Source organism: Xanthomonas hortorum (genome assembly GCF_011305375.1).
Taxonomy (GTDB): Bacteria; Pseudomonadota; Gammaproteobacteria; order Xanthomonadales; family Xanthomonadaceae; genus Xanthomonas; species Xanthomonas hortorum_E.
The window spans coordinates 48,777-74,676 of record NZ_VCME01000004.1 but is presented as its reverse complement, the minus strand read 5'-3'; the positions used below and the strand labels follow the sequence as shown (position 1 = coordinate 74,676).

General features: G+C 63.7%; 18 protein-coding genes, 1 other RNA gene and 1 riboswitch. Of the genes, 4 read left to right on the top strand and 15 right to left on the bottom strand.

Features of this window, described 5'->3' with window-relative positions; all coding sequences use genetic code 11:
- Positions 1-477: 477 nt before the first annotated feature.
- The 5 genes from FFY45_RS03385 to gcvP form a co-directional block, all read right to left on the bottom strand.
- A complete protein-coding gene (locus tag FFY45_RS03385; protein ID WP_176339420.1) occupies positions 478-2,586 on the bottom strand; it encodes a catalase in 2,109 nt (702 codons plus the stop codon).
- A 27-nt stretch (positions 2,587-2,613) separates the two neighbouring features.
- Positions 2,614-2,687, bottom strand: a non-coding RNA gene (locus FFY45_RS03380) — sX9 sRNA.
- Between the two features lie 246 nt (positions 2,688-2,933).
- On the bottom strand, positions 2,934-3,788 hold the full coding sequence (locus FFY45_RS03375; RefSeq protein ID WP_176339419.1) for an aldo/keto reductase: 855 nt from the start codon (positions 3,786-3,788) through the stop codon (positions 2,934-2,936).
- 59 nt (positions 3,789-3,847) lie between these two features.
- Positions 3,848-5,476: a carboxylesterase/lipase family protein gene (locus FFY45_RS03370; RefSeq protein ID WP_176339418.1), complete on the bottom strand. Its 1,629-nt coding sequence runs from the start codon at positions 5,474-5,476 to the stop codon at positions 3,848-3,850.
- Positions 5,477-6,084: 608 nt separating this feature from the next.
- Positions 6,085-8,958, bottom strand: a complete 2,874-nt coding sequence (gcvP, locus tag FFY45_RS03365) for an aminomethyl-transferring glycine dehydrogenase (protein WP_176339417.1) — start codon at positions 8,956-8,958, stop codon at positions 6,085-6,087.
- Between the two features lie 89 nt (positions 8,959-9,047).
- Positions 9,048-9,162, bottom strand: a riboswitch (glycine riboswitch).
- A gap of 267 nt (positions 9,163-9,429) precedes the next feature.
- Here gcvP and FFY45_RS03360 point away from each other — a divergent pair.
- Together FFY45_RS03360 and FFY45_RS03355 are read left to right on the top strand one after the other, a co-directional pair.
- Positions 9,430-10,683, top strand: coding sequence for a multidrug effflux MFS transporter (locus tag FFY45_RS03360; protein WP_176339416.1), 1,254 nt, complete (start codon positions 9,430-9,432; stop codon positions 10,681-10,683).
- Between the two features lie 16 nt (positions 10,684-10,699).
- Positions 10,700-11,101 (top strand): hypothetical protein, encoded by a 402-nt coding sequence (locus FFY45_RS03355; RefSeq protein WP_176339415.1) that lies wholly within the window; start codon positions 10,700-10,702, stop codon positions 11,099-11,101.
- 248 nt (positions 11,102-11,349) lie between these two features.
- On the opposite strand, the gene FFY45_RS03350 is transcribed toward FFY45_RS03355, so the two are convergent.
- The 5 genes from FFY45_RS03350 to FFY45_RS03330 all read right to left on the bottom strand — a co-directional run bounded on the left by FFY45_RS03350 (position 11,350) and on the right by FFY45_RS03330 (position 20,492).
- Positions 11,350-13,284 (bottom strand): XVIPCD domain-containing protein, encoded by a 1,935-nt coding sequence (locus tag FFY45_RS03350; RefSeq protein ID WP_176339414.1) that lies wholly within the window; start codon positions 13,282-13,284, stop codon positions 11,350-11,352.
- A 124-nt stretch (positions 13,285-13,408) separates the two neighbouring features.
- Positions 13,409-15,439, bottom strand: a complete 2,031-nt coding sequence (locus tag FFY45_RS03345; RefSeq protein WP_176339413.1) for a M2 family metallopeptidase — start codon at positions 15,437-15,439, stop codon at positions 13,409-13,411.
- An 804-nt stretch (positions 15,440-16,243) separates the two neighbouring features.
- Positions 16,244-17,899 carry a phosphoethanolamine transferase gene (locus FFY45_RS03340; RefSeq protein WP_176339412.1) on the bottom strand — a complete coding sequence of 552 codons (1,656 nt, stop codon included), beginning with the start codon at positions 17,897-17,899 and terminating at the stop codon, positions 16,244-16,246.
- On the bottom strand, positions 17,896-18,660 hold the full coding sequence (locus FFY45_RS03335; RefSeq protein WP_176339657.1) for a phosphatase PAP2 family protein: 765 nt from the start codon (positions 18,658-18,660) through the stop codon (positions 17,896-17,898). Before FFY45_RS03335 ends, FFY45_RS03340 begins: the two co-directional genes overlap by 4 nt.
- Positions 18,661-18,758: 98 nt before the next feature.
- Entirely contained in the window at positions 18,759-20,492 is a 1,734-nt protein-coding gene (locus tag FFY45_RS03330; RefSeq protein WP_176339411.1) for a glycosyltransferase family 39 protein, read from the bottom strand.
- Positions 20,493-20,628: 136 nt separating this feature from the next.
- Here FFY45_RS03330 and FFY45_RS03325 point away from each other — a divergent pair, with 136 nt between their 5' ends.
- Positions 20,629-21,345: a response regulator transcription factor gene (locus FFY45_RS03325; protein WP_176339656.1), complete on the top strand. Its 717-nt coding sequence runs from the start codon at positions 20,629-20,631 to the stop codon at positions 21,343-21,345.
- A complete protein-coding gene (locus tag FFY45_RS03320) occupies positions 21,338-22,636 on the top strand; it encodes a sensor histidine kinase (RefSeq protein WP_176339410.1) in 1,299 nt (432 codons plus the stop codon). The genes FFY45_RS03325 and FFY45_RS03320 overlap by 8 nt, the downstream gene beginning before the upstream one ends.
- A 153-nt stretch (positions 22,637-22,789) precedes the next feature.
- On the opposite strand, the gene FFY45_RS03315 is transcribed toward FFY45_RS03320, so the two are convergent.
- The 5 genes from FFY45_RS03315 to FFY45_RS03295 form a co-directional block, all read right to left on the bottom strand.
- Entirely contained in the window at positions 22,790-23,257 is a 468-nt protein-coding gene (locus FFY45_RS03315; RefSeq protein WP_176339655.1) for a hypothetical protein, read from the bottom strand.
- Between the two features lie 187 nt (positions 23,258-23,444).
- Positions 23,445-23,702 carry a cell division topological specificity factor MinE gene (gene minE / locus FFY45_RS03310; protein WP_005994583.1) on the bottom strand — a complete coding sequence of 86 codons (258 nt, stop codon included), beginning with the start codon at positions 23,700-23,702 and terminating at the stop codon, positions 23,445-23,447.
- Between the two features lie 2 nt (positions 23,703-23,704).
- Positions 23,705-24,514, bottom strand: coding sequence for a septum site-determining protein MinD (gene minD / locus FFY45_RS03305; protein WP_006450025.1), 810 nt, complete (start codon positions 24,512-24,514; stop codon positions 23,705-23,707).
- Positions 24,515-24,549: 35 nt separating this feature from the next.
- Complete coding sequence (gene minC, locus FFY45_RS03300; RefSeq protein WP_176339409.1) at positions 24,550-25,296, bottom strand: septum site-determining protein MinC; 747 nt, start codon at positions 25,294-25,296, stop codon at positions 24,550-24,552.
- 3 nt (positions 25,297-25,299) lie between these two features.
- Positions 25,300-25,899, bottom strand: coding sequence for a GNAT family N-acetyltransferase (locus tag FFY45_RS03295; RefSeq protein ID WP_006450023.1), 600 nt, complete (start codon positions 25,897-25,899; stop codon positions 25,300-25,302).
- Between the last annotated feature and the right edge of the window lies 1 nt (position 25,900).

The window sequence follows — 25,900 nt, the reverse complement described above, 5'->3', positions numbered from 1 at the left end:
GTCGGTTGCTTTGTTGAAAGCTTGCGTGTTATTCGGCTTGCCTTGGGACACTGATCGGACGCGCCGTTATCCGAACAACGCACGTCATGCACTGCTTGCACCATGCAAACCGACCATCTTGACTGGTCCTTGCCCGCTCACCGTCGCGGGACCTTACGCGGCATGGATGCCGCGTAAGAGCCTACAAGGACGTACTTGCGGCGTGTCCCGCGATGGTGGGCGGGCAAGGGCCCTGCAGCCAAGCCGCAGATCATCCGCTCTACAACTGATCTCTCCTCGCTATCCAACCAGCCATTCCGAGACGACCAAGATTTAAAGTCATAGCGGCATCTAAATGCGCTTAGAAGCTAAGTGAGCCGTGGCACGGTGTCCTCGCCAAAGCAGAACGGTTAGTAGGTAGCGGATGAAATGCAATGGGCGCGAAACGACATGGAAAGTCGCTCGCGCCCAAGGCAGCTTTCGATGGCGCTGGTGCGGTTACGCCAGCATGCGCACCTTCGGTTCGCGCGCCCATTGGCGTGTCTTGGCGGCAGTGATGAATGCCTTGGTATCTGCAGCTGCAATCACGCCCGCGTCCTTGCCGACATTGCCAGCCTTGAGCAGCAGCTGCGCGCCATCGTCGTAGGCGATGGCCTTCAGATGCGCCCACGCGTTGCTGACGAAATCCAGTGCAGCCGATTCGCGCGTCAGTAGCTTGGCCGCTTCCGAGGACAACAGCACCGCCACCGCATCGAACACCACCGATGGTGTGCCTGCCAATTGACCGTCGGCGGCCAGTTGCTTGCCGTCGCTGAGCTTGGCGCCGCCCACTTTCGGCGCGACGATTTTCACTGTGGCACCCGCAGCTTCGGCAGCCTTGCGCACCGCCTTGATTGCAGCGGCATCCGAGCCATCGTGAATGAGGATGCCCACGGTGCGGCCCTGCAAGGTGTCCTTCATCTTGCCGATCAGCTGCAAGGCCGGCGACAACGGCATGTCGGTTGGCGCAACCGCAGTCGGAGGTGCCGGCGGCAACGTGGTCATGCCCATGCCATCGGCCACACGCTGTGCCAGCGCTGGGTCGATGTGACGCAGATGGCCCACGATGGCTTCGCGCACGTGCGCGGTTTCCACCTTGGATAGTTCGAACACCAGCGCCGACGCCATATGCGCCTGCTCCGGCGCCGTCTGGCTGCGAAAGAACATGCGCGCCTGGCTGTAATGATCGGCAAAACTTTCTGCACGCACGCGGCCTTTCGCGCCGTCTTCAGCCGATGTCGCATGGCTCGGGAATCCGCGCAGCGCCTCACGCGGTGCATCGGCTTGCAGCGAGCTGGGCTCGTACGCGACACGCCCCTTCGGCACGCCCATCTGCATATGGCCGTCGCGCTGATTGTTGGCGAACGGGCACTTGGGCGCGTTGACCGGGATCTGATGGAAGTTGGGTCCACCCAGACGGCTCAATTGCGTATCCAAATACGAGAACAGGCGGCCCTGCAGCAGCGGGTCGTTGCTGAAGTCGATGCCGGGCACGATGTTGGCCGGGCAGTAAGCGACCTGCTCGGTCTCGGCGAAGAAGTTGTCCGGCCAGCGGTCCAGCACCATGCGGCCCACGATTTGCAGCGGCACCAGCTCTTCGGGAATGACCTTGGTCGAATCCAGATGGTCGAACGGGAATGCCTCAGCTTCGGCCTCGGTGAACAACTGCACGCCCAGTTCCCACTCGGGGAAATCGCCGCTTTGAATCGATTCGAACAGATCGCGACGATGGAAATCCTGATCGGCACCGGCGATCTTCACCGCCTCATCCCAGATCGTGGACTGCAGCCCGAGCTTGGGACGCCAATGGAATTTGACGAAGGTGCTGTCGCCGTTTTCGTTGAGGAAACGGAAGCTGTGGATGCCGAAGCCTTCGATCATGCGCAGCGAGCGCGGAATCGTGCGGTCGCTCATCGCCCACATGATCATGTGCATCGATTCGGGCGTGAGCGAGATGAAATCCCAGAACGTGTCGTGCGCGCTGGCGGCCTGCGGAAAACCGCGATCCGGCTCCATCTTCACCGCATGGATCAGGTCCGGGAACTTCATCGAATCCTGGATGAAGAACACCGGGATGTTGTTGCCCACCAGATCCCAGTTGCCTTCCTTGGTGTAGAACTTCACCGCGAATCCGCGCACATCGCGCGGCGTGTCCACCGAGCCGGCGCCGCCGGCGACGGTGGAAAAACGCGTAAACAACGGGGTCTTTTCGCCGACCTCGGTGAAGATCTTGGCCGTGGTGTACTGGCTCAACGACTTGGTCAGCTCGAAATAGCCGTGCGCTGCGCTACCGCGCGCATGCACGATGCGCTCGGGAATACGCTCGTGATCGAAGTGGGTGATCTTCTCGCGCAGAATGAAGTCTTCCAGCAACGTCGGGCCGCGCGGCGTTGCGCGCAGCGAGTTCTGGTTATCGCCAACCGGAATGCCCTGGTTGGTGGTCAGTTGCGGATGCGTGCCGCCGGCTTTCTGATGCAACTCATCGCCCGTACCGCGCAATGTTTCGGGTGTTGCGCTGACGGGAGCAATGGAAGGAACTTGCGCGGGCTTGCTGGGGGACTTGGGCATGGGACTCCACTCTGGCGGGCGTAGAGCGGCCAACAACAGGTGGCGAGCGGTCGTCAGGTGATGCGAACGGCGCGGAGAACTGGAGTGTACGAATGGTACATGCCGATTCGGAGCACCGGCCGCGCCCGCCTGATGGCTGCGCAGTGGTGTTGTTAGTCGCTCTTGGGATGCGGGCTGATCAACGAGCTTGGGAGCGGCGCTGTTAATTGCACGTGTCTGCATGCGAACGAATACTCACATGCAACCAGAAGTTTGCGATGCATCGCAGCGAGATGTTGCGTGTGTCACGCAACGTGCCGATGCAGTGCACGTGCTCACATCTAACGAGCCCGACTGTTGTGAGCTGGCTACAACAGATCCAGCGGCTGTTTGCGCGTTGGCGGTGGAAATGCACGGTCCAGCTCGGCAAGATCCTGGGCATCCAGTTGCAACGTGCACGCTGCTGCATTGACACGCACATGTGCAGGTGTTCCCGATTCGGGAATGGCGATGACCTTGCCGCTGCGAATCGCCCACGCCAACGCCACCGCAGTTGCGGCCACGCCACGTCGCTCGCCAATGGCGTGCAGCACCGGGTGATCCAGCAACGCGCGGCTTCCCAACGGCGAATACGCCATCACTGTGACCTCGTGCTGTGCACACCACGGCAGCAGATCGAATTCGATCCCGCGGCTGCCGGCGTGATACAGCACTTGATTGACCAGGCAATGCTGTCCGCCCTCAATGTCCCACAGCTCCTGCATATCCTCGACATCGAAATTCGACACGCCCCAGTCGCGGATCTTGCCGGCATCGCGCAAGGCCTCGAACGCATCGACCACTTCGCGCAGATCGTTGCCGCCACGCCAATGCAGCAGATACAGATCCAGCGTGCGGACGCCCAGCCGTTGCAGGCTGGCTTCGCAGGCACGCGCAATGCCGCGCGTGCTGGCGTTGCTTGGCAATACTTTCGACACCAGATACGGCGGCTGCGCGCTGCCGATGGCCTGGCTGATCAGTTGCTCGGAGCGCCCGTTGCCATACATCTCGGCGGTATCGATCAAGCGCATGCCCAGCTGTTGGCCGGTCTGCAGCGCATCGATTTCCTGCTGCGGCGCATGTCGACCCTGGCCCAGATTCCACGAGCCCAGGCCGAGCGCGGGCACGTTGCGCCCATTGCGCAGGCGCACCTCCGGGCAGTGCTGCAAGGTGGATTCGGACATGTGTGACTCCTATAACGCTGGATTGGTGTAACGACCATTTGCCATCTGTGCGGGTCGCCCTAATGCAACGGTGGCTGCACGGATGTGGACGCGGCGTGCGCTTGCGCATCCCAGAACGGACAGCGATGACGTTGCACGAAGTCGGGCGTTGCCCCGATCCTGCCCGGCGACAACGTCAACGGCGTGTCGCCATCGAAGCGCGGCCACGGCGGCCGGCCGCCACCATTCGGATCGCCGGTGCGCGCAAACGCGCCCCAGTAATCCTGCAAGGTATCGGCGAGCGCCTGCTGCGGCGGGCTGAACTGCGGCTTGCCACTGAGCACCCACGGGCGCTGGAACAGATACACCAGTTCGGAGGCGTGATAAGCGCCCAGTGGCTGCGAAAACGGCAAGCGCAACAAACCGTACGGCGCCTGCGGGTCGTCGAACTCGTATGCATAGACCGCTGTGTGATTGCGCAACGCCCGGCCTAGCCGACGCGTGGGGCAGGCGAAGCCACCATCGGTGACGATGTCGGCATAGGCGTGCCAGCGCGATTGCGCAGCGACATCTGCGTACTGCGTCATGATCGCTGTCGGATCGGTATGCATGCGTTGCACGCGCGCCTCATAGCCGCTGCGCAACGTGAGTGCGCCGAAATAGGACAGCAGTTGCGCGAACAGGCGCCCTTCGTCGCGATTGTTGCCGATCAGCACCGGCACCTTCGCGTGCTGCCCATTGGTGATCGCCTCGGCAGGCGGCAATGGCAAGACGTCGCCACCAGACATCGGTGCCCACGCATCGCTGCCGGTCAAGCCACGTCGCTGCGGTTTTGCATCGGCCAATGCGTTTGCAGGGAGCGCGCGCAGGCACGCGGCAACCTCGCTTGCACGCTCGCAGCCAAGCGTCTGCGCCATGCGCACGCCACCACGTTCGGCCTCGCTGCGCGGCACGCTGGAATCGCTCGCAAGACAACTGCCGCTTTGCAGGATCGCACGTTGAAACAGACCCGCCGCGCCCGGTGAAGCGAGCTGATAACAGATGCTCCATGCGCCGGCCGATTCGCCGAACACGGTGACGTTGTGCGCATCGCCACCAAAGGCGGCGATATTGCGCTGCACCCAGTGCAACGCCGCCTGTTGATCGAGCAACGCGTACGCCCCTTCGCCTTCACCACCTAACGCGGGATGCGCATAAAAACCAAACACCCCCAGCCGATAATTGGGCGCCACCACGATGATGTTCTGCCGGGCTGCCAACGCACTCAGGTCGTAGTCGACATTGCTGCCCAACTCCAGCGCGCCGCCGTAGATCCACACCATCACCGCGCGCGGATGCGCTGGCGCCGGCCCGGGTGGCGCATAGACGTTGAGGGTGAGGCAATCCTCGGACACCTGCTTTTGCCCGAAGCGATGACGCGGCAGGCACGCCGGCCCGGCCTGCGTGGCATCGCGGACTCCCTTCCAGGCTGGCGCAGCTTGTGGCGCGCGGAAGCGCAACGCACCCACCGGCGGCGCGCCGAATGGCACGCCCAGAAACACCCGCCCTTGCGCACTACGCACACCGCGTAGCGCACCGGCATCGGTCTGCACCACCTCGGCCTGCGCATCCGCCGCATGCACCAGCGCCGGCACCTCGCCAGGGCGGCGCGGCGTGCAAGCAGTCAACGCCAGGCCTGCAAGCAGCAGGCAGGCCAGGCTGCGTCTCAATGAGCGTCTGTCGAGCTTGATCACTGTCTGTTGTGTCCTATCTCAGACGCACATCATCGCGAGTGCACGTGTAGGGAAGGAAAACGAGGAGGCTGCCTGACGAGTGGAGTGATGTCAGCAATGGCAGTGACATTGGTCGGATCGAAGAACTCTGATCGGACGCGCCGTTATCCGAGCAATGCACGTCATGCAGTGCTTGCAATCATGCACACCGCCCATTCCGACCATTCCGACAGGTCCTTGCCCGCCCACCGTCGCGGGACCTTATGCGGCATGGATGCCGCAGAAGAGCCTACATGGACGTACTTGCGGCGTGTCCTGCGATGGTGGGCGGGCAAGGACCCTGCAGCCAGGCCGCAGATCATCCGCTCTGCAACTGACGCCTCCACGCCGTTCAATCACCTATCGAGGCGACCGGGATAGTGCGTTTTAGCGTCGTGTGATGTTCCCGACCCGAGCTGTGGCCGAGTACGGCGCAGGCGCTTGCCTCGAACGCGTGATGTCTCTAAAACACTTCACTGCAGCCGCTGCCGCTAAAAACGAAAAACCCAGCCCGGGATTCCCTGGGCTGGGTTTCAATGCCACACGTAAACGCGAAAGGGCAGCGCTTACGCCTCCACGTCGTCCTTGTACGCATCCACCGGAATGCAGGCGCACATCACGTTCTTGTCGCCGTAGACGTTGTCCACGCGCGCCACCGGCGGCCAGTACTTCTGCTGCTTGAGGCTGGGCAGCGGGAAGGCGGCCAGTTCGCGCGGGTAGGCGTGGGTCCACTCGCTGGCCGAGACCTGGGTTGCGGTGTGCGGGGCGTGCTTGAGCGGGTTGTCGTCGCGGTCCAGGCGGCCGTCTTCGATGGCGCGGATCTCTTCGCGGATTTGGATCATCGCGTCGATGAAGCGGTCCAGTTCGTGCTGCGATTCGCTTTCGGTCGGTTCCACCATCAGCGTGCCGGCAACCGGGAAGCTCAACGTCGGTGCGTGGAAGCCGAAGTCGATCAGACGCTTGGCGATATCTTCGGCGCCGATGCCGCTGGTCTTCTCCAGCGGGCGGATGTCGAGGATGCACTCATGCGCAACCAACCCATTACGCCCAGTGTACAGCGTCTTGTAGTGGGAGCTGAGACGCTTGGCGATGTAGTTGGCATTGAGTAACGCTACCTGGGTCGCCTTGCGCAGACCGCCACTGCCCATCATGGTCACGTACATCCAGCTGATCGGCAGGATGGAGGCGGAGCCGTAGCTGGCCGCGCTGACCATGCCGACGTCACCTTCGCCGCCCAGCGTTTTCGGAAGGAACGGTGCCAGATGCGATTTGACTGCACACGGGCCCACGCCCGGGCCACCGCCGCCATGCGGAATGCAGAAGGTCTTGTGCAGGTTGAGGTGCGAAACGTCCGAGCCCCACTTGCCGGGCTTGGCCACACCGACCAGGGCATTCATGTTGGCGCCGTCGGTGTAGACCTGGCCGCCGTGCGCGTGCACCGCTTCGCAGATCGCCACCACGTCCTCTTCGAACACGCCGTGGGTGGACGGGTAGGTGATCATCAACGCGGCCAGGCGCTCGGAATACTTCTCCGCCTTGGCGCGGATATCTTCGACGTCGACATTGCCATTGGCATCGCACTTGGTCACGACGACCGTCATGCCACACATCTGCGCGGAAGCCGGGTTGGTGCCGTGCGCGGATTCGGGAATCAGGCAGATATCGCGATGTGCTTCACCACGCGCGCGGTGATAGGCACGGATCGCCAGCAGGCCGGCGTATTCGCCCTGCGCGCCGGAATTGGGCTGCAGGCTCACCGCGTCGTAGCCGGTGCACTCGACCAGCATGGCTTCCAGCTCGTCGATCAACTGCGCATAACCGGCCGACTGCTCGGCCGGTGCCAGCGGATGGATCGCGCCGAACTCGGGCCAGGTCACCGGGATCATTTCGGCGGTGGCGTTGAGCTTCATGGTGCAGCTGCCCAGCGGGATCATGGTGCGATCCATCGCCAGATCCTTGTCAGCCAGCGAGCGCATGTAACGCAGCAGTTCGTGTTCGCTGTGGTGGGTGTTGAATACCGGGTGGGTCAGGAAGGCGCTGCTGCGCAGCAGCCCTTGCGGCAACGCATCGGCGGTGGCGGCATCGAGTGCATCCACATCTGCCTGCGCGCCGAACAACGCGGCCAGTGCAACCACGTCGGCGCGCGTGCTGGTTTCATCCAGGCTGATGCCGACCGCTTCGCTGTCGATCGCGCGCAGGTTGATGCCGGCTGCACGGGCCTTGGCGTGGATGGCATCGGCATCGATCGCCTTGACGTGCAAGGTGTCGAAGAAACGCTCGCCCACGTTGACGCCGGCGCCGCGCAATGCAGCGGCCAGGATCGCGGCCAGACGATGCGTGCGGCGGGCGATGCGGGTCAGGCCCTCGGGGCCGTGGTAGACGGCGTACATCGAAGCCATCACCGCCAGCAGCACCTGCGCGGTGCAGATGTTGGAGGTGGCCTTCTCGCGGCGGATATGTTGTTCGCGCGTCTGCAAGGTCAGGCGATACGCCGGGTTGCCGGCGGCATCGATCGACACGCCGATCAACCGGCCCGGCATCGAGCGCTTGTAGGCATCGCGGCAGGCCATGAAGGCCGCATGCGGGCCACCGAAACCGAACGGCACGCCGAAGCGCTGCGAGTTACCGACCACGATATCGGCGCCCCATTCGCCGGGCGCGGCGATCAGGGTCAGTGCGAGCAGGTCGGTGGCCACTGCCACCAATCCGCCTTGCGCATGCACGGCATCGGCCAATGCGGCGTGGTCGCCGATGTGACCGAAGCTGTCCGGGTACTGCAGCAGCACGCCGAAGCACTCGGCCTGCTGCGCTTCTTCCGGAGTGCCGACGCGCAGCACGATGCCCAGCGGCTCGGCGCGGGTGCGCAGCAGTTCCAGCGTCTGCGGATGTACCGCGTCGTGCACGAAGAAGGTGTCGGATTTGGACTTGGCCGAGCGCTTGGCCAGCGTCATCGCTTCGGCCGCGGCGGTGGCTTCGTCCAGCAGCGAGGCGTTGGCGATCTGCATACCGGTGAGGTCGGCGCACAGGGTCTGGAAGTTGATCAACGCTTCCATGCGGCCCTGCGAAATCTCTGCCTGGTACGGCGTGTATGCGGTGTACCAGGCCGGGTTTTCCAGGATGTTGCGCAGGATCACCTTGGGCGTATGGGTGCCGTAATAGCCCTGGCCGATAAACGTGCGCTGCACCTGGTTCTTGCTGGCGATGGCGCGGATCTTGGCCAGCGCTTCTTCTTCGGTGATCGCCTCGGGCAGCGCCAGCGCTGCAGGCGACTTGATGTTGCCGGGCACGATGGCGTCGGTCAGCGCATCCAGCGAGGCGTGGCCGACCACGCCCAGCATCTGTGCGATTTCTGCGTCGTTGGGGCCGATATGGCGTTCGACGAACGCGCTGTGGTGTTCGAGGTCGCGCAGGGAAGACGTGGTCTGGGACATGGCGGGCATCCGGGGCAGGGGCAGACGAATGGTCGACAAGCACCACGACCGGTGTGACGCGCACAGCGCATCACCTCCTGTCGCAGCGAGAGTCTTCCTCGCGCCCCTCTGTCCTTTTGCCTGAGAGTTTAAAAACGCGGCGTGGCGCTGGGCCTGCCTGCGTTCCGTGCCCCTTCGGCGCCGGCATCGGCCGGTCTCTCCAGAGTTGTACTGCGGATGGTATCGGGCCTGAGCGATTACGGGCTGTTGCGCCTTCGGCAGCGGCAGTGCCGCTTCTCCCACCGTGTTGCGGGCCGATTATAGCGTGCGTCCACGCCACCGGGCGCACCCGCCGCGCCTGCCGCGTCACGGCTGTTGTGCTTGGGTCCGCTTAACCTTGCAACGGCGAGCGCCTATCATCGTCGCCCTTATGCTCATCCCGGCGCCGCGACTCGCGGATGCTGGTGTGTGTCCCCGATGCACCACGTTTCGGACTCCTGCATGACCCCCACCACGCCTTCCACCCGTCGCATGGCGCTGCTGCTCGCCGGGTTGGCGATGTTCGGCCCTTTTTCCATCGACACCATCTTCCCGGCGTTTTCGCGGCTCAGCCGCAGCCTGGCGGTGGACGAGGTGGCGATCCAGCAGACCATCAGCGTCTATCTGCTCGCCTACGGGGTGATGAGCATTGCGCACGGGCCGCTGTCCGATGCGTGGGGCCGCAAGCGGGTGATCCTGGGTGGGCTGGTGCTGTTCATCGCCGGCTCGGTGGGCTGTGCGCTGTCGCAGGATCTTCCCACGCTGCTGGCGTTCCGCGCGTTGCAGGGGCTGTCGGCCGGTGTCGGCATGATCGTCGGCCGGGCGGTGATCCGCGACCTGTTCCACGGTGCGGATGCGCAACGGCTGATGAGCCAGGTGTCGATGATCTTCGGCATCGCGCCGGCGATCGCGCCGATCATCGGCGGCTGGATCCTGCTCAGCGGCGCGGGCTGGCCGCTGATTTTCTGGTTTCTGGTGGCGTTCGGGCTGGTGCTGCTGATTGCGACGGTGACTTGGCTGCCGGAGACCCATCCGTTGGAAGCGCGCACGCCGCTGCAGTTGCGCAGCTTGATGCACGACTACGTGCGGATCGGCTTCAACCCGCGTTTCCAGCGCCTGGCCGCAGCCGGCGCATTCAACTTCGCGGGCATTTTTCTGTACATCGCCTCGGCGCCGGTGTTGATCATGCGCCACCTGCACATGGGCGAGGGCGATTTCGCCTGGTTGTTCATCCCCACCATCGGCGGCATGACGCTGGGCTCGTTCCTGTCCGGGCGCATGGCCGGCAGCATGGACCCGGTGCGGCAGATCCGTATCGGCTTCATCTGCTGCGGCGTGGCGGCGCTGGCCAATCTTGGCTACACCTTGTCGGTGGCGCAGATCAGCCTGCCGTGGGCGGTGCTGCCGATCTTCCTGGCCGGTATGGGCATGGCCTTGATCTTCCCGATCCTGGCACTGGCGGTGCTGGACATGTACCCGCATCAGCGCGGCCTGGCCTCTTCGCTGCAGGCCTTCACCCAGCTGATGACCAACACGCTGGTGGCCGGGGTGCTGTCGCCGCTGCTGAGTGAACACCCGCGCCATCTGGCGATCGGCATGACCGGTTTTTTCTTGCTGGGCTGGCTATTCTGGCGCTGGGAGCGCCGCAGCGGCCGCCGTCTTCGCCGCCGCCAGGCCGCAGAGGCAGTGCCTCTGGAGCCGGCCGACCACCTCTGACCTCACAGGAGCCTGCATGTCCACCGATTCCAAGCTGCGCCGCGACGCCCGCAAGCGCGCCGCCGAGCGCCAGCGCAACCAGGCCGCCGCCAAGGTCACTGCCGAATCGCCGATCGAAGCGCATGCCGAACTGCGCGACCAGCAACGCACGCTATTGGCCGGTATTGTCCGCCGCGACGGCGAATGGGTGCTTGGCATGGACGGCCGCATCGCCGGCGAAAGCACCAGCGCCGCGCAGGTCCTGGCCTTGATCATGCGCGCGGCCGAACTGCACGAACGCCAGGGCACGCCGGTGCGGCTGACCTATTCGGATGCGCTCAAGGACGCCGCGCATGCCGAAGCCGCCGCCGACGGCAGGGATTTCGAGGCATTCCGGATCGAGTTCTCGCAGAGGCTGGCGCCGACGCGTACGCACTGAGGGCGTACGCACTGGGGTGTTCGGATGATGGGCCAGCGATGGGCCCGCGCCGGTGTGCTCATCGATGCAGGCAATGACGGCCTCCTGACGGTCGCCTCTTGAGGTGCAGCTGTAAGGTGGCCAGAGCCATCGATGCAACGCCTGACGCAGCGCCGAGCTGGGTCAGGCCGGAGCGGTTGCTCTCGTTGTCGCCGCATCCGGCAGCCCAGCTGGCGCTGCCGGATGGTCTTCGGGAATAACCGTAGGTCTCAGCGCGAAGGCGCATGCGGCGACGGTTCCTGCTGCGGCGCCTGCTCGCGTACGGGAGCGTGGCGGTCTTGCTCGGCCTGTACGGCCTGCAAGCGCTGCACGCTGCTTTCCAGCGGTGTTTGCTGCGCGGCCTGGGCATCGAAGCTTGCGCGCAGGTGCGCAGGCGAATCCAGCGCTCCCTGGACCACGAAGCCCTGGGCCGGGTCATGGCCGAGCACCACATGGTCCACGCGCTTCAGCCCATGCTCGCGCGCGGTGACCAGCGCTCCCATTGCCAGGCGCTCGCTGTCCGCATCGGGCACGCGGCCGCGCGCGGTCTCCAGTTGCTCTACCGCTGCGGTGCATTGCTTCAGCAGCGCATGGTCCGGATTGGCCGGATGGCGCGGATCCGAAGCCGCGGTTGTCGCAGGCGCCTGGCGCGGCAGCGCTTCGGTGTCGATGCGCTGCAACTGGCCGTCGTATTTTCCATCGGCGCCGTCGGCAATGCGCTGCAGCCGCTCGACGAACGCATAAGGCTCGCCGCCCACATTGCGGGCCATTGCGATCGCGAAGTGTTCGGGCGACTGCGGCGGGGCGTTGCGGTCGCCGACCAGCGAGCTCAGCGAGCTGCCGCCGATCTTGCTGGCCTCGACGCTGGCCTGGGTCTGCTCCATCAGCGCCTGCATCTGCACCTCGCTGAATGCCAGCGTGGTCTTCTGCCCCGGCTTGATCGCACCGGTGCCCACCATCTCGCCGCTCAGCGCGCTGTTGAGATTTTGCGCGATCGCCTTTTCCTCGCTGGCCTCGTTGCGGCCACCCAGGCGCTGCATCAGCCCGGGCGCGGCGACATCGCCGTCGATCTCGAAGCGGTAGCTGCGTTCCTGCACGCGTTCGGTCTCGTTGCCGTCGTACTGGCGCACGATCGTCAGCGGCACGTTGCCGCCGTATTGCAGCTGTTGTACCACCGTGTAGCCGTCCTGGCCCGGTGTGCTGATGCGCACCTGGCTGCCTTCGTTGCGGTTGCCGGCCAGATCGGCACTGAGCGGGCCCAATTCCAGCTGCAGACGCTGCTGCGAGCTGAAACTGATCCGCTCCACCGTCTGTAGCTCATCGACGCCCGGCACGCCCGGTGCAATCTTGCCCTCGCGCACGAAGTCGCCCATGGCCGCGAGTGCACGCGGATCGGCGAGGTCGAACTGCGCGCTGTGCACCTGCGACTGGCCCAGCGCGTCGGCACGCCCAAGCAGGGCCTGCGCCGGTCCCACCTTGACGCCAACCGCGTTCACTGCCTCGATGGCTGCGTTGGGCCCGGTCACCACACGCACGTGGCGCTCGTCCACGCGCTCGATCAGGTAGCTGCGGCCGCTGGCTTCGGTGATCTCGCTCTGCATGCTGAGTTTGTGCAGACTCGCCGAGGTATCGCGCTGGGTGTAGGTCTGCGTGTCCATCACTGCGCGCGCGCCGATCGGTAGGCTTTCCGGCTGCAGCGGATTGATGCGGGTGGCAGCCTCTGCAGGCTGGTCGACACCGGGCAGCGTCAGCGAATAGCGCATGCGCTGCCCGGCACTGACGCTGGCTTCGATGTTCAACTTGCCGTCGCCGAGCTTGGTCTGCAGGCTTTGCTGCTGGCCGGTGCGCGCGTCGGCCTCAAGGTTGAAGGTGGTGGTCTTGGCGTCGGCATCGCTGATCTTGCCCAGGCCTAGCGCGCTGTTGGTGCGCAGGCTGCTCTCGCCCAGCGACTGGGTTTTACTGCCGTTGCTCTGCTCGCTGGTCTGCGAATACTTAACCGACTGCTCTGTCGAGTTCAACGCGACTGTGCTGCTGCCCAGTTCTGCCGAGTATTCAGTGTTCTTGCTGCTGTAGATCGGGTCGAACGCGCGATCGTTCGCGTCGTCGATGAACTGTTTGTTGGGGTCCAGGTTCTGCTGGTCCGGGCCGGTGGAGGCGTTGTTCATTGGATGCGTCCTGCATGCTGCGCCTGTGCAGCGGGCGCGCAGTATATCGCCGGCGTTTTGTACGTTTATCAAATGAATGTTATGCGGCGGCCGAGGTGACGCACGCCGCAGGGAAAACGGCGCGTCAGTGCATCGCAGCAGGCGCAGGCGCAGGCGCGTTGGCGGGGGCAGCGGGCGCAGTCGCCTGCCAGCCACACAGCTGCCCTTGATTCTGCTGCTTCAACCACGCGTTCATCGGTGCGAAATACTCCAGCATCGGGCCGGCATCCAGGCGGTCGTTGCCGGTGAGTTCCTTCAGCGTGGTCTGCCAGGGTTGGCTGGAGCCACGCTGCAGCATCGACCAGAATTTCTGCCCGGCGTCCTTGTTGCCGTAAAAGCTGCATTCGTACAGCGGGCCTTGATGGCCGGCGGCTTCGCACAGGCCCTTGTAGAACTGGAACTGCAGAATATGCGCAAGAAAATAACGGGTGTACGGCGTATTGCCGGGCACATGGTATTTGGCCCCGGCATCGAAGAACTCTTCGCCGCGCGCGCTTGCCGGCGCGACGCCCTGGTACTTGGCCTTGAGTTCCCACCAGGCCTGGTTGTAATGCTCGGGCGTGATCGAGCCATCGAACACACCCCAGCGCCAGCGGTCGATCATCAAGCCGAACGGCAGGAAGGCGACCTTGCTCAGCGCTATGCGCATCTGCGAATTGATCAGCGCCTCGCGGCCGGTTTGTTGTTCGCCCACCATGCCGATCGACTGCAGATACTTGGGCGTCATCGCCAGCACGATGGTGTCGCCGATCGCTTCGTGAAAACCATCGTTGGCGCCATTTTGAAACAGCGGCGGCAGCGGGTTGTAAGCCAGGTCGTAATAGATGTGGCCAAGCTCGTGATAGATGGTGGTGAAGTCTTCTTCGGTCGGGTTGATGCACATCTTGGTACGCACGTCCGCGCCGATGTTTTGGTTCGCCTCGCCGCCCATGTTCATATCCCACGCGCTGGCGTGACAGACCACGTCGCGATCCAGCGGTTTGATGAACTGCGAGCGTTGCCAATAAGTGTCGGGAAGTTTGGGCATGCCGAGCGAGGTGTAGAACTCCTGCGCACGTTCGGTCATCTGTTTTGCAGTGCGCAGTTGCGCTTCGCGTTCGGCCTGGAAGCGTGCGCCGCTACCGCCTTCGCCGGTATTGGCTACGTTGCGTGCCAGTACTGCGCTCAGATTGCCCTGGTACTGTTTTTCCAGCGCAGCGGTGATGTCCAGACTGCCGGCGCCCGGATACGGTTGCAGCAGATCCCACAGGTTGCTCCAGTCCTGCTGCCACATGTTGCCCATCAGATGCGCGGGCAACATGCCGCCGGCGATCTCGCCCTTGTCCTTGCCATACTGCGTATCGAGCTTGCCGCGTGCGTAGCATTGCAGTTGCGCGTACAGCGGTTTGACCTGCTCCCACAGGCGGTCGGTTTCGCTGGCCAGCTGCGCAGGTGGCATGTCGTAACCGCTGCGCCACAGCACGCCGACATCGGCAAAACCGAGCCCGCGTGCGCCTTCATTAGCGAGCTCGACAAAGCGCTGGTAATCCTTGCGCATGGGTTGCGCGGTGGCGTGCCAACCTTGCCAGGCGTCGAGTTGTTCGTTGTAGTCGCGGCTGCGCGCCAGTACCTGTTCCAGCTCGCCCAGCTGGCGGCAGCGGCGCTGTTCGCCCTCGCCGATGCAGTAGCGCGCCGCGCCGTAATCGCCTTCCATCTTGGCGGCGATCTGGGTTAGTTCGGCCAGCTTGGTCGGGTCGTGTGGGGCGGGCAGGGCGCTCATCAATGTCAGTAATTTCAACGCGCGCGCGCTGTCGGCCGACATCGGCAGGCCGGCGTATTGCTTGGATTGTTCGATCCAGCGATCCAGCTGCGCCAGCTGGCGTTCGTTGGCCTTGGCGGCCAGCAACTGCGAGTCGCCATTGATATAGGTCGACGACAGCCACTGCGCTGCGGTGAGCTCCGGATATGCGGCTTTGTATTCGGCGCTGATGCGCGCAACGAACTGGTCGGCGCTTTCGGCAGGGGCGGCCTTGGTGGCGGCGGGTTTGGCCGGCGGTGCCGCATCCTGGCGGCAGGCCGACAACGACAGGGTGCCGGCAGCGACAGTCAATGCCAGCAAAAGCAAACGAGGATTCACGGATGGTCCTTGCGGTGAAGTCCGACGAAGGCTAGAGCGCGCCGCGACTCAGGGCAAGCGGTGTCGCCGTGCATGCGATGCGGATAGCTGCCAATCCATGTGTGGCGATTGGAGCAGCCAACAAAACTACTGGCTCACTGCCAGACGGGCGCGGCCTGTGCTCGGTGCGGGATGTATCACGCGGGCCTTGCGACTCTGAGCGTGTCGTCCACACGTACCTGCTCATTGCGCGCGACGTTTTGTCAGCTACTTATCAACTACTGATAAGACAGTGAGATATGGGTTGTCTCGGAGTGCTTGGACAATTTGGATAGGTCACTTGTGGAGCGAAGATCTGCGGGTTTGCTGCAGGGCCCTTGCCCGCCCACCGTCGCGGGACACGCCGCAAGTACGTCCATGTAGGCTCTTACGCGGCATCCATGCCGCGTAAGGTCCCGCGACGGTGAGCGGGCAAGGACCAGTCGAGATGGTCGGTGTGCATGTTTGCAAGCAAGGCATGACAAGCGTTGTCTGGATAACTGTGCATCCGATCAGCTTCGCAACGCAACGAGATCAACAGGCAGGCTTTCAACAAGCAGCCGACTCACTTTCTGGTGCGGTGTCCTCGCCGCTTGCGGGACCGTGTGGCGGCATGGATGCCGCCACCGAGCCTACATGGACGTACTTGCGGCGTGTCCCGCGAGCGGCGAGGGCACCGCGCCCTCGACTCATTGCTTTGGGCTCTGGACTCGTCTATCCCTACGCGAACCAACGCGGCAGGCGTGATCTTCTCACCGGTTCCGCTTGGAAATATCGAAACTGCGTTCATCCTGCGCATTGTGCAAACAGATCGCGCTCGCGTGCGTAGACACTAGTTTTGACCTGCATCAGACCCAGGATCGAGGGGAACAAGGCATCGTGATCGGTGTACTGACCGGCGCGGTGACGCAGGCAGGTTTCATCCAGGCCGCGATCGCGCGCGAACTCCGGAGAGAACCACATCACCATCGGCACGTGGGTCTGCTCCTTGGGCGCGATCGCATACGGCACGCCATGCAGATACAGCCCTTTTTCGCCGAGTGATTCGCCGTGATCGGAGACGTAGATCATCGCGGTGTCGTAGTCCTGCAAACCGCGCAGCGTGTGGATGGCCTGATTGAGGAAATGGTCGGTATAGCCGATGGAATTGTCGTAGGCATTGACGATGTCCTGGCGGCTGCAGCTGCCCAGATCGGCGGTTTTACACACCGGTTTGAAGCGTTCGAAATGCGCCGGATAGCGTTCGAAGTAACTTGGTCCATGGCTGCCCAGTTGATGCAGCACTACGACGCGATCGCCGGGCTTGGCGCGGACCTGTGTGGCAAGGTCGCTGAGTAGAATCTCGTCCATGCAGCGGCCATCGGCACATAATCCAGGTGTGGTGGCATCGTCCAGCTTCTGAAGCTCCAGGCCATCGCACACGCCCTTGCAGCCAGACTGGTTGTCGCGCCACAGCGTGGAAATGCCGGCGTGATCGAGTACATGCAGCAGCGACTGATGGCCGCGGATCATGTCTTCGTTGTAATCGCGCCGGCCAAACGGCGAGAACATGCAGGGCACCGAGACTTCGGTGCTGGTGCCGCACGAATGCATGTCCGGGAAGTTGATCACCCCGGCCTGCGCCAGCTCCGGCGTGGTCTGGCGTGCGTAACCATTAAGGCCCCAGTTCTGCGCACGCGCGGTTTCGCCCAGGACCACCAGCAGCAAACGGGGGCGGCTGCCGGCAGCACGTGGCGTGGCCATTGCATCGTGTTCGATCGGCTGCTTGGGCACGTGCTTGATCGGCGAATCGGATTTGAGGTTCTGTCGCAACGCCACGATGTAATTGATCGGCGTGGCCAGGTAACGCACCTCGCGGTGATTGCGCATCAACGCGGAAATATCCTGGAACGACAGCATGGTGCCCGCCGCGCCCACCACTGCCACTAGCAGCAGAAAGCCGGCGCGAATCGCCAGCGACTTGCCGGTGCTGCGTGCGCGCAACCGGGTGCGCCACAACAGCGTTGTGGGGATCAGGAAGTAGCACACTAGCGGCAGGATCAAGCCAGGGGTGAGCAGTTCGCGTGATTCCTTGTGGTCGGTATGCAGCACGTTGCGCAGCATGTCCGCATCCAGATAGACGTTGTAGCTGTCCATGTAATGCGCAGCCAATGCGGTGGTGAACAGCAGCACCGTCAGTAGCGGTTTCGCATTCCAGCGCCAGACCAGCAAGCCCAACAGCAGAGCATGCACGGCCAGCAGCAGCGCCATCAACGAGATGGCAAATCCAATGCTGCCTGGATGCGTCGCCATCGCCGTGCGCCAGAACAACTGGTTGCACACCAGGGCGAAAAACAGGCTCGACAGCAGGACCAGTGTCTCGGTCGATACGGTCGGCCGGGTACTCCAGGTCAGCGCACGCGGGCGCGCTTGCCCTTGCGGCTCCGGTAGCCAGGTACTCATGCTGCATCCCCCGATTGCAACATCGAATCGCGCGCGCGATGCGGCCGAGCCAGCATCACGCAGTAAAGTGCCAGTGCGCTCACCCAACACACCGCCAACGACCATAGGTCGTGCGAGAGAAAATGCGCGCCGCGCAGTTGTTGTGCAATACCGAAAATGAGACCTGCTACTAGACCTGCGAACAAACCTGTAAAGCGCCATGCGGGACGTAGAGACAGCGCACAAAAATACAGTGCCACCCACGCATAACCGGCGCTTGCATGGCCGGCGGGAAAACACCCGGACGCAGCAATGCCATGGCGCGGCTCAAATAAACCGATCATTGCCTGCGTACCGCCATAACGGCTCAGATCCCAGGGGCAATCCATCGCTGTCCATGATTTAAGGAGCGACACCAGCGAGGTCGACAGTGCGATCGATGCAGCGAGATACGTCAGTGGCCAGCGCAGTGCACGCCTGCGTGGAGTAAACCAAGCGGCCACAGCCAGCAGTAACACGCAGACTCCGGCAGTTGTGCTCAACCATTTGCCGGCGCGATGCATAACGCCGCTGGTAAACCAATGCTCCTTGAGCAGCCATTGCCCGCCTTCCAGGCGATACAGCACATCGGCAATCCACTGGTCGCCACCGGCGCCCATCAGCAGTGCACTGAGCAACAGCACACCCGTCAGCGGCATCCATAGATGGCGAACAAAAAAACGCGCCCGCACATCAGGGGCGATGCGCACCAGAGCTGGCGCATGGACGGGAAGCGTGCTCATCGAAATGTCGGTCTGTGTCATTGCCGGGCATCTTCGAAACCCGGATGTCGGAGAGCGGTCGGACCGGAGTTGCCCGGCCGTTAATCGACACCGAGCATTCAGTCTGTATCGCCATCGCTACCGGTTTGTTCGGTGTCGGACGCAGTGGCGATGCAACCGGCGTGCCACGCGGTGCCCGGCACCAGTTGCCATTGATTGCGATTGGATTCGCCGATATCGATGCGTTGCGCCGGAGCGATACACGCCGGTACAGCCTGCTTGAGCACGAATAACCAACGTTTCTCCGGCGCGTGTGCAAGCCACGGACCGGCCTTGTCCCATTGCTGTTGCCAAGATGCCTTGAAGCCGAAGTCGGTCACTGCCCGATCCGCCTGCAGCATGTTCTGCTCGCGCCAGCCCAGCATGCCGAGCTCGGCATCCGGGCCGATGCGTTGACCGACATGCTGCATCAATCGCGCGGCCGAGCTATAGGGATCCAATGCCGGCATCAAACCCAGGCCGTATACGATCCACAGCGCTGCGGTCACCACCACCACCGCAATGCCGGCGCGTTTGCCGCGCCACCATGCGATCGCTGCCAGACCGACCGCGCCCAGGGCGATCAACCAGACACCCACCGATTGCATCGAGGCCAGATCCATTCCGCGCTTGAGCGCGGTGTTTTCCGCCCAATGCAGATGCAATGCGATCCCGATACCCAATACCAGTGCGGCCACCGCAAGCAGCAGCACATAGCCGGTCAGCAGCACGCGGATGCCGCGCTTGCGCAGTAGCCCGGCCAATAGCGGTGCGGCGGCAATACACAACGCCGGCAGCATCGGAAAGATATACACCTCACGCTTGCCCGGGCTGGCGCTGAAGAACACCAGCACCAACACGCTCCAGGCAAGCAACAGCACATAGCGCGGATCGCCGCGCCGCAGTCGTCGCCACCACGCCGGCAGCAGCCACGGCAACAACAGGCAGCCGGGCAACCACAGCGTGGCGATCACCTGCAGGTAGTACCAGACCGGCTTCACGTGATGCCACGCGTGTGCGTAACGGGTGCCGGTCTGCTTGAACAACAACTCATGCGCGTACGCATGCAGCACCGGGTCGTTGCTCTGCAGTAGCGCGATGCAAAGCGGCCCCAGCCACACCGCAGTGCCGGCCAGAAACGCCGGCAGTACCAACAACCAGCTGCGCCCTGCCTGCGCACGTGCCGGCAACACACTCCAGTGCTTGCGCGGCAGCGCCATCCACGGCAGCAACAGCAGCAGTGGCAAAAAGCCCACGCCCTTGGTCACCGTTCCCACGCCGGCCGCGAATACTCCCAGCGTCCACGCGCGCCAGTCCGGCCCGCGCAGCAGATGCCGCAGCATCCCCCACAACGACAGCGTGGTCAGCGCCACCAGCACCATGTCGATCTGCGCACGCTTGGCCATCAGGCCGAACTGCAGCACCGCAAACAACGCCAGTACCGCATGGCGCGCCACGCGCCGATTCCATAACCGCCGCGTCAGGTCCCAGGTCAGCCACAGCGTGGCCAGTGCCGCCAGCAGCGATGGAAGCAAGAACGCGACGGGCCAGTGCGGCACCAGCTGATAACTGGCGGCCTGCAACCACATGAACACCGGTGGTTTTTCGGCATACAGCTCGCTGCCGCGATGCGGCAGCAGCCACTGACCGGTCTCGACCATGCCGCGTGCGGCCAGCACAAAGCGCGGCTCGTCCGGCGGATTGGGCTGACGTAAGCCAAGGCCGGCCAGCAGGCTGACAACGATCAGCGCCAGCGCAACCAGCAGCATGCGTTGATGGGACACAGCGGCAGAGATGGCAGGCGACACGTGCACGCTCTGATGAAAGTGGCGGAACACTATCCGGCAAGCAGGTCGGAATTCTGTAGGAAGCACCGGTAACGGTTGCGTTTGGCCAGGCTCGGTTAGGATGCGCAAATCGCCCCTGCCGGGCCGCCCTGGAAACCTGCTCATGCGGCTGCTGGTCATCGAAGACAACCGCAACATGGTTGCCAATCTGTTCGAGTATTTCGAAGCGCGCGGGCACACCCTGGACGCCGCGCCGGACGGCGTCACCGGCCTGCATCTGGCCACCACCCAGCATTACGACGTGCTGGTGCTGGACTGGATGATGCCGCGCATGGACGGCCCGGAAGTGCTGCGCCGCCTGCGCGAGCAGCACCAGTCCGAGTTGCCGGTGATCATGCTCACCGCACGCGACGAGTTGCCCGACAAGATCGCCGGCTTCCGTGCCGGTGCCGACGACTATCTGACCAAGCCGTTCGCGCTGCCCGAGCTCGAAGTGCGCATCGAGGCCTTGCTGGCGCGCGCACACGGCCGCCGTCGCGGCAAGCTGCTGCAGGTGGCCGATCTGCGCCTGGATCTGTCCACGCTGGAAGCCACCCGCGCCGGCCAGGCGCTGCATCTGTATCCGGCCTGTCGCAAGTTGCTGGAAGTGCTGATGCAGGCCAGCCCCGCCGCCGTCACCCGGCAACGGCTGGAGCAATCGTTGTGGGCCGACGACCCGCCCGATGGCGACATGCTGCGCTCGCATATCTACGAATTGCGCCGCAGCGTGGACGGCCCGTTTGCGCAGAAGTTGATCCACACCTTGCCGCGGCTCGGCTACCGGCTGGCCGTGCTGGATGGCGCCGGCGCGCTTGCCACAGGCGAATCCATCGATGGCTAAGCAGCGACCGTTGGGCCGCCGCGTGTTGGTGTGGTTGTTCGGCTACACGTTGTTGATGACGCTGGCGGTGTTCGGCACCGCGCAGTATCTGCACGAGCGCGCCGAACACGGCGTCTGGCGCTCGCTGCTCAACTCCGAACTGGACAGCATTCTGGACCGCAGCGCGCAGGATCCGGGTTATCGCTGGCAGGATTCGGACACCTTGCGGCTGTACCGCGTCGACGACAGTGCGGCGCTGCCGCCGGTGTTGCGTACTTTGCATCCTGGCCTGCACGACGAGCTGGAAATCGCCGGCCGCCAGAGTGCGGTGATGGTGCGCGATACCGCGCAGGCCGGCCGCCTGGCGCTGGTGCTGGACATCACCGATTTCGAAGCGCTGGAAAAATTTCTCACCCGCTGGATGCTCGCCGCGGGCATCGCGCTGATCAGCGTCACCTTGGTGATGGGTACCTATGCGATGGCGCGGCTGGTGCGGCCGCTGGTCGAGCTGGCACGCGATATCGGCGCGCTGCGCCCGGAGCGCCGCGCGCAACGTATCGCCGTGGGCCCGCAGGGCAGTGCCGAGCTGTACGTCATCGCCGATGCGCTCAACGATTATCTCGAGCGCAACGGCCAGTTCGTGGAGCGCGAACGCGCCTTCATCGACAGCGCCAGCCATGAGTTGCGCACCCCGATCGCGGTGATCGGCAACGCCGCCGAACTGGCGCTGGAACAGCCCGGTACACCGCCTGCGGTGCGTCATCAGCTCGAGCGCATCGCGCATACCAGCGGTGCGGTGGAACAGCTGATCACCTTGTTGCTGGTGCTGGCCAAGGACCCCGGACGGCTGAGCTGCGGCAACGACACGCTGCGCCTGGATCAGCTATTGCCGGAGATCGTCGCCGACCACGCGCATCTATGTGCCGACAAGGATCTGCAGGTGCTCATCGACCAATTGCCGGCGTGCAGCCTGACCGCGCCGGTAGCCATCGTGCAGACCGCCATCGGCAACCTGCTGCGCAACGCGATCGAGAACAGCGATCGCGGCATCATCCGCGTCTCGCTCTCTCCACCGGGCGTGGTGCGCATCGCCGACCCGGGCCATGGCATGACGCCGGAAGAAATCAGTGCCATCTATGCGCGGCTGGCACGCGGCAATGCACGCCAGGGCAACGGTATCGGGCTGGAGTTGATCGGGCGCCTATGCGAGCACCTGGGCTGGCATCTGCATCTGGATTCCAGCGCAGGGCAGGGCACAGTGGCGACGCTGGATCTGTCCGGCTCGACGATTGCGACCGGGCTGCAGGGATAAATAGTCGCGATGCGTGTTGCGCGCTCATCGCGCATCGCACCGCCAGTTGCGTTCGTGCGGCCGAACGCCGCTTGATCGAGAGAAAAACTGCATGACGAACCACGCTGCATCGCGGACTCCGTCAATAGCGTCGATCACGTATCCATCGTCGTATCAAACGCACGCAGCACTCAACACCGGCAACAACCCGCGCTCGCTCAACCAGCGACGCGCGTTTTCCGCATCCTGCTCGAACCATGCACGCGTGGATCCCAGCCGGTACGTATAGCCCCAGGTATCCATGTCGGTCATCAGGCGCGCGCTGCCCACACCGGGCAACTGATCTGCCAGCAGGATCTGCAGATAACAGGTTGCGTCTTCTTCATCCACCGAATCGGTGGCATCGGTATGCACGGCGGCACGCTTGTCTGCCGGCAACACGATCAGATGCCCGACCTCATGCAACAGCGAATGCACCGGCGTGTCGTCGCGCACGTAGACATCGCAACCGATGATGCCGGCCTCCGGCTCGCCCCAGAAACTGCCCGGTATCGGCGCGCCCGCATCCACGCGATGCAGGCGCAGGCCATAACGTGCGAGCAGCGCGGCGGGTGCGTCCAGGCCGATATCGGCCACGCACATTACAGTGGCAGATTCGGATTCGGAGTCGAATGCGGAAGAAGAATCGATGGTCACGCGGGAGAGCTCGCGGTCGGGTCACACGTTAAAACGGCACCGTGCAAACACGGTGCCGTTCAGAGGATGTGGAGTGGCTAACACAACGTCGCGAGCAGCCTGGCGGTGATCGCAGTCGTTTTGCCGGCCACTTTTACTTGTCGCCGTCTTCCGGCAACGCGACCGAGATATCCAGCACGTCGTGTTCGCCGTCCTTGACCAGATCAACCCGCACCGCATCGGCATCGATGTTGACGTACTTCTTGATCACTTCCAGCAATTCGCGCTGCAGCAGCGGCAGGTAGTCCGGACCTCCGCGATGGTTGCGCTCCTGCGCAATGATGATCTGCAGGCGGTTTTTGGCCGTCTCGGCGGTGTTCTTCTTGCTCTTGAGAAAATCGAGCAGGCCCATGCTTACCCTCCGAACAGCTTGCTGAAGAAGCCTTTCTTCTCCACGGATGTGAATCGCATCGGGCGGTCTTCGCCCATGATGCGGGCGACCGCGTCGTCGTACGCCATGCCGGCCGGCGACTCGGCATCCAGGATCACCGGCTCGCCCTTGTTGGAAGCGTTGAGCACATCGCCGGATTCGGGAATGATGCCGATGGCCTTGAGGCCGAGCACTTCTTCCACGTCGGTGATGCTGAGCATTTCGCCACCTTCCACGCGGCCCGGGCTGTAGCGGGTCAGCAGCAGGAACGCAGGAACGGTCTTGCCTTCCTCGGCCTTGCGGGTCTTGGAATCGAGCAGGCCGATGATGCGGTCGGAGTCGCGCACCGAAGACACTTCCGGGTTGACCACCACCACCGCGCGGTCGGCAAAATACATCGCCAGGAACGCGCCTTTTTCGATGCCGGCTGGCGAATCGCAGACGATATACTCGAAGCCGTCGGCAACCAGATCCTTGAGCACCTTCTCCACACCTTCCTGGGTCAGCGCATCCTTGTCGCGGGTCTGCGAGGCAGCCAGCACGTAGAGGTTGTCGAAGCGCTTGTCCTTGATCAGCGACTGCTTGAGCGTGGCCTCGCCATGCACGACGTTGACGAAGTCGTACACCACGCGCCGCTCGCAGCCCATGATCAGGTCCAGGTTGCGCAGACCGACGTCGAAGTCGATGACGGCGACCTTCTTGCCGCGCTTTGCCAGCCCGCAGGCCAGGCTCGCGCTGGTGGTGGTCTTGCCGACGCCGCCCTTGCCGGAGGTGACTACGATGATTTCAGCCAAAGGATTTCTCCGAATATTTCAGTGGTTGGGCTGCGTCAGTCCAGCGCAGCGATCTTGATCTGATCCTGCTCCAGCCAGACCTGGACGGCCTTGCCACGCAGTTCCATGGGGACATCGTCCAGCACCTTGTAGTGGCCAGCGATGGCGACCAGTTCGGCGTGGAAATCGCGGCAGAAGATGCGCGCGTCGGTATTGCCTTGCGCACCGGCCAACGCGCGGCCACGCAGGGTACCGTAGATATGGATGCTGCCGTCGGCGATGACCTCGGCGCCGGCACCCACCGTACTGAGTACGGTCAGGTCGCAGTTCTCCGCATACAGCTGCTGTCCCGAACGCACCGCGTTGCGTTGCATGCGGCCAGGTGCCGGGCGCACGACAGGCGCGGCGGGTTCGGCGCGTGCAGGTGGCGGCGGCGGAGGCGGTGGGCTCACCGCAGCGGGTTCGTATTGCGCACGGAACTTGGCCAGCAGCGGCACGCCGAGCTGCTGCGACAGCAGATCGATCTCGCTAGTGCCGTAGGCCAATGCAACCGGCAGCACGCCGGCCGCACGCAGACCATCCAGCAGCGCCTTGGCGGTGGTCACGTCGGGCAATTGCGACAGCCCACCGAAATCCAGGATCACCGCCGCACGCCCGAACAACTTGGGCGCGCGGGTCACCCGTTCCTGCATCTCGCGCAGCAGGCGCGGCACATCCAGCGTGCGCACGCGCAAATTGGCGATACCCACCTGGCCGATCTTCAGTTCGCCGGCTTGTTCAAAATCCACATTTACGCTCGCCACGCCTCAGCTCCCCGTCGATGCGTTGTCGGTGGCAGCGGCATGACGCGGCCGGCCGACCCACGGCAACTGCTCGGGCAACTTGCCGCCATAGGTCTCCTTGACCCAGGGATAGCTGCACATGTCTTTCATCAGCATGCTGGCGCGCACTTCCACATCGGCCATGGTGTTCTGGCCAACCTCGCGGAAGCCGAAGCTGCCATGGAACAACAACGCCGCATCGGCGCCATGGTCCAGGAACACCTCGCAGGCCAGTTGCGGGTAGCGCAACTCGGTGTAGCTCTGCACATCGGCATAGAACGCACGCCCGACGCCACCACCGCGACGGCGGCTGGCGACCACGATGCGGTCGATGTAGAAAAATTCCGGATGACGGTCCCGGAACCAGGCGAAATTGCTGCTGTCATGCGCACTGCCGCTACCGAACCCGACCAGAAACCCGGCCAGGTTGCCGTCGCGCTCGGCGACGCGAAAATATTCGGCCTGCTCGTAGAAGCGCTGCAGCTTGTTTGGATCCAGCGGCAGGATTGCCAGTCCGGCATTGTTGTTCAGGGCCAGGACGGAATCGAGCTCGTGCTCGCGCACGTCGCGGATAACGATCGACATT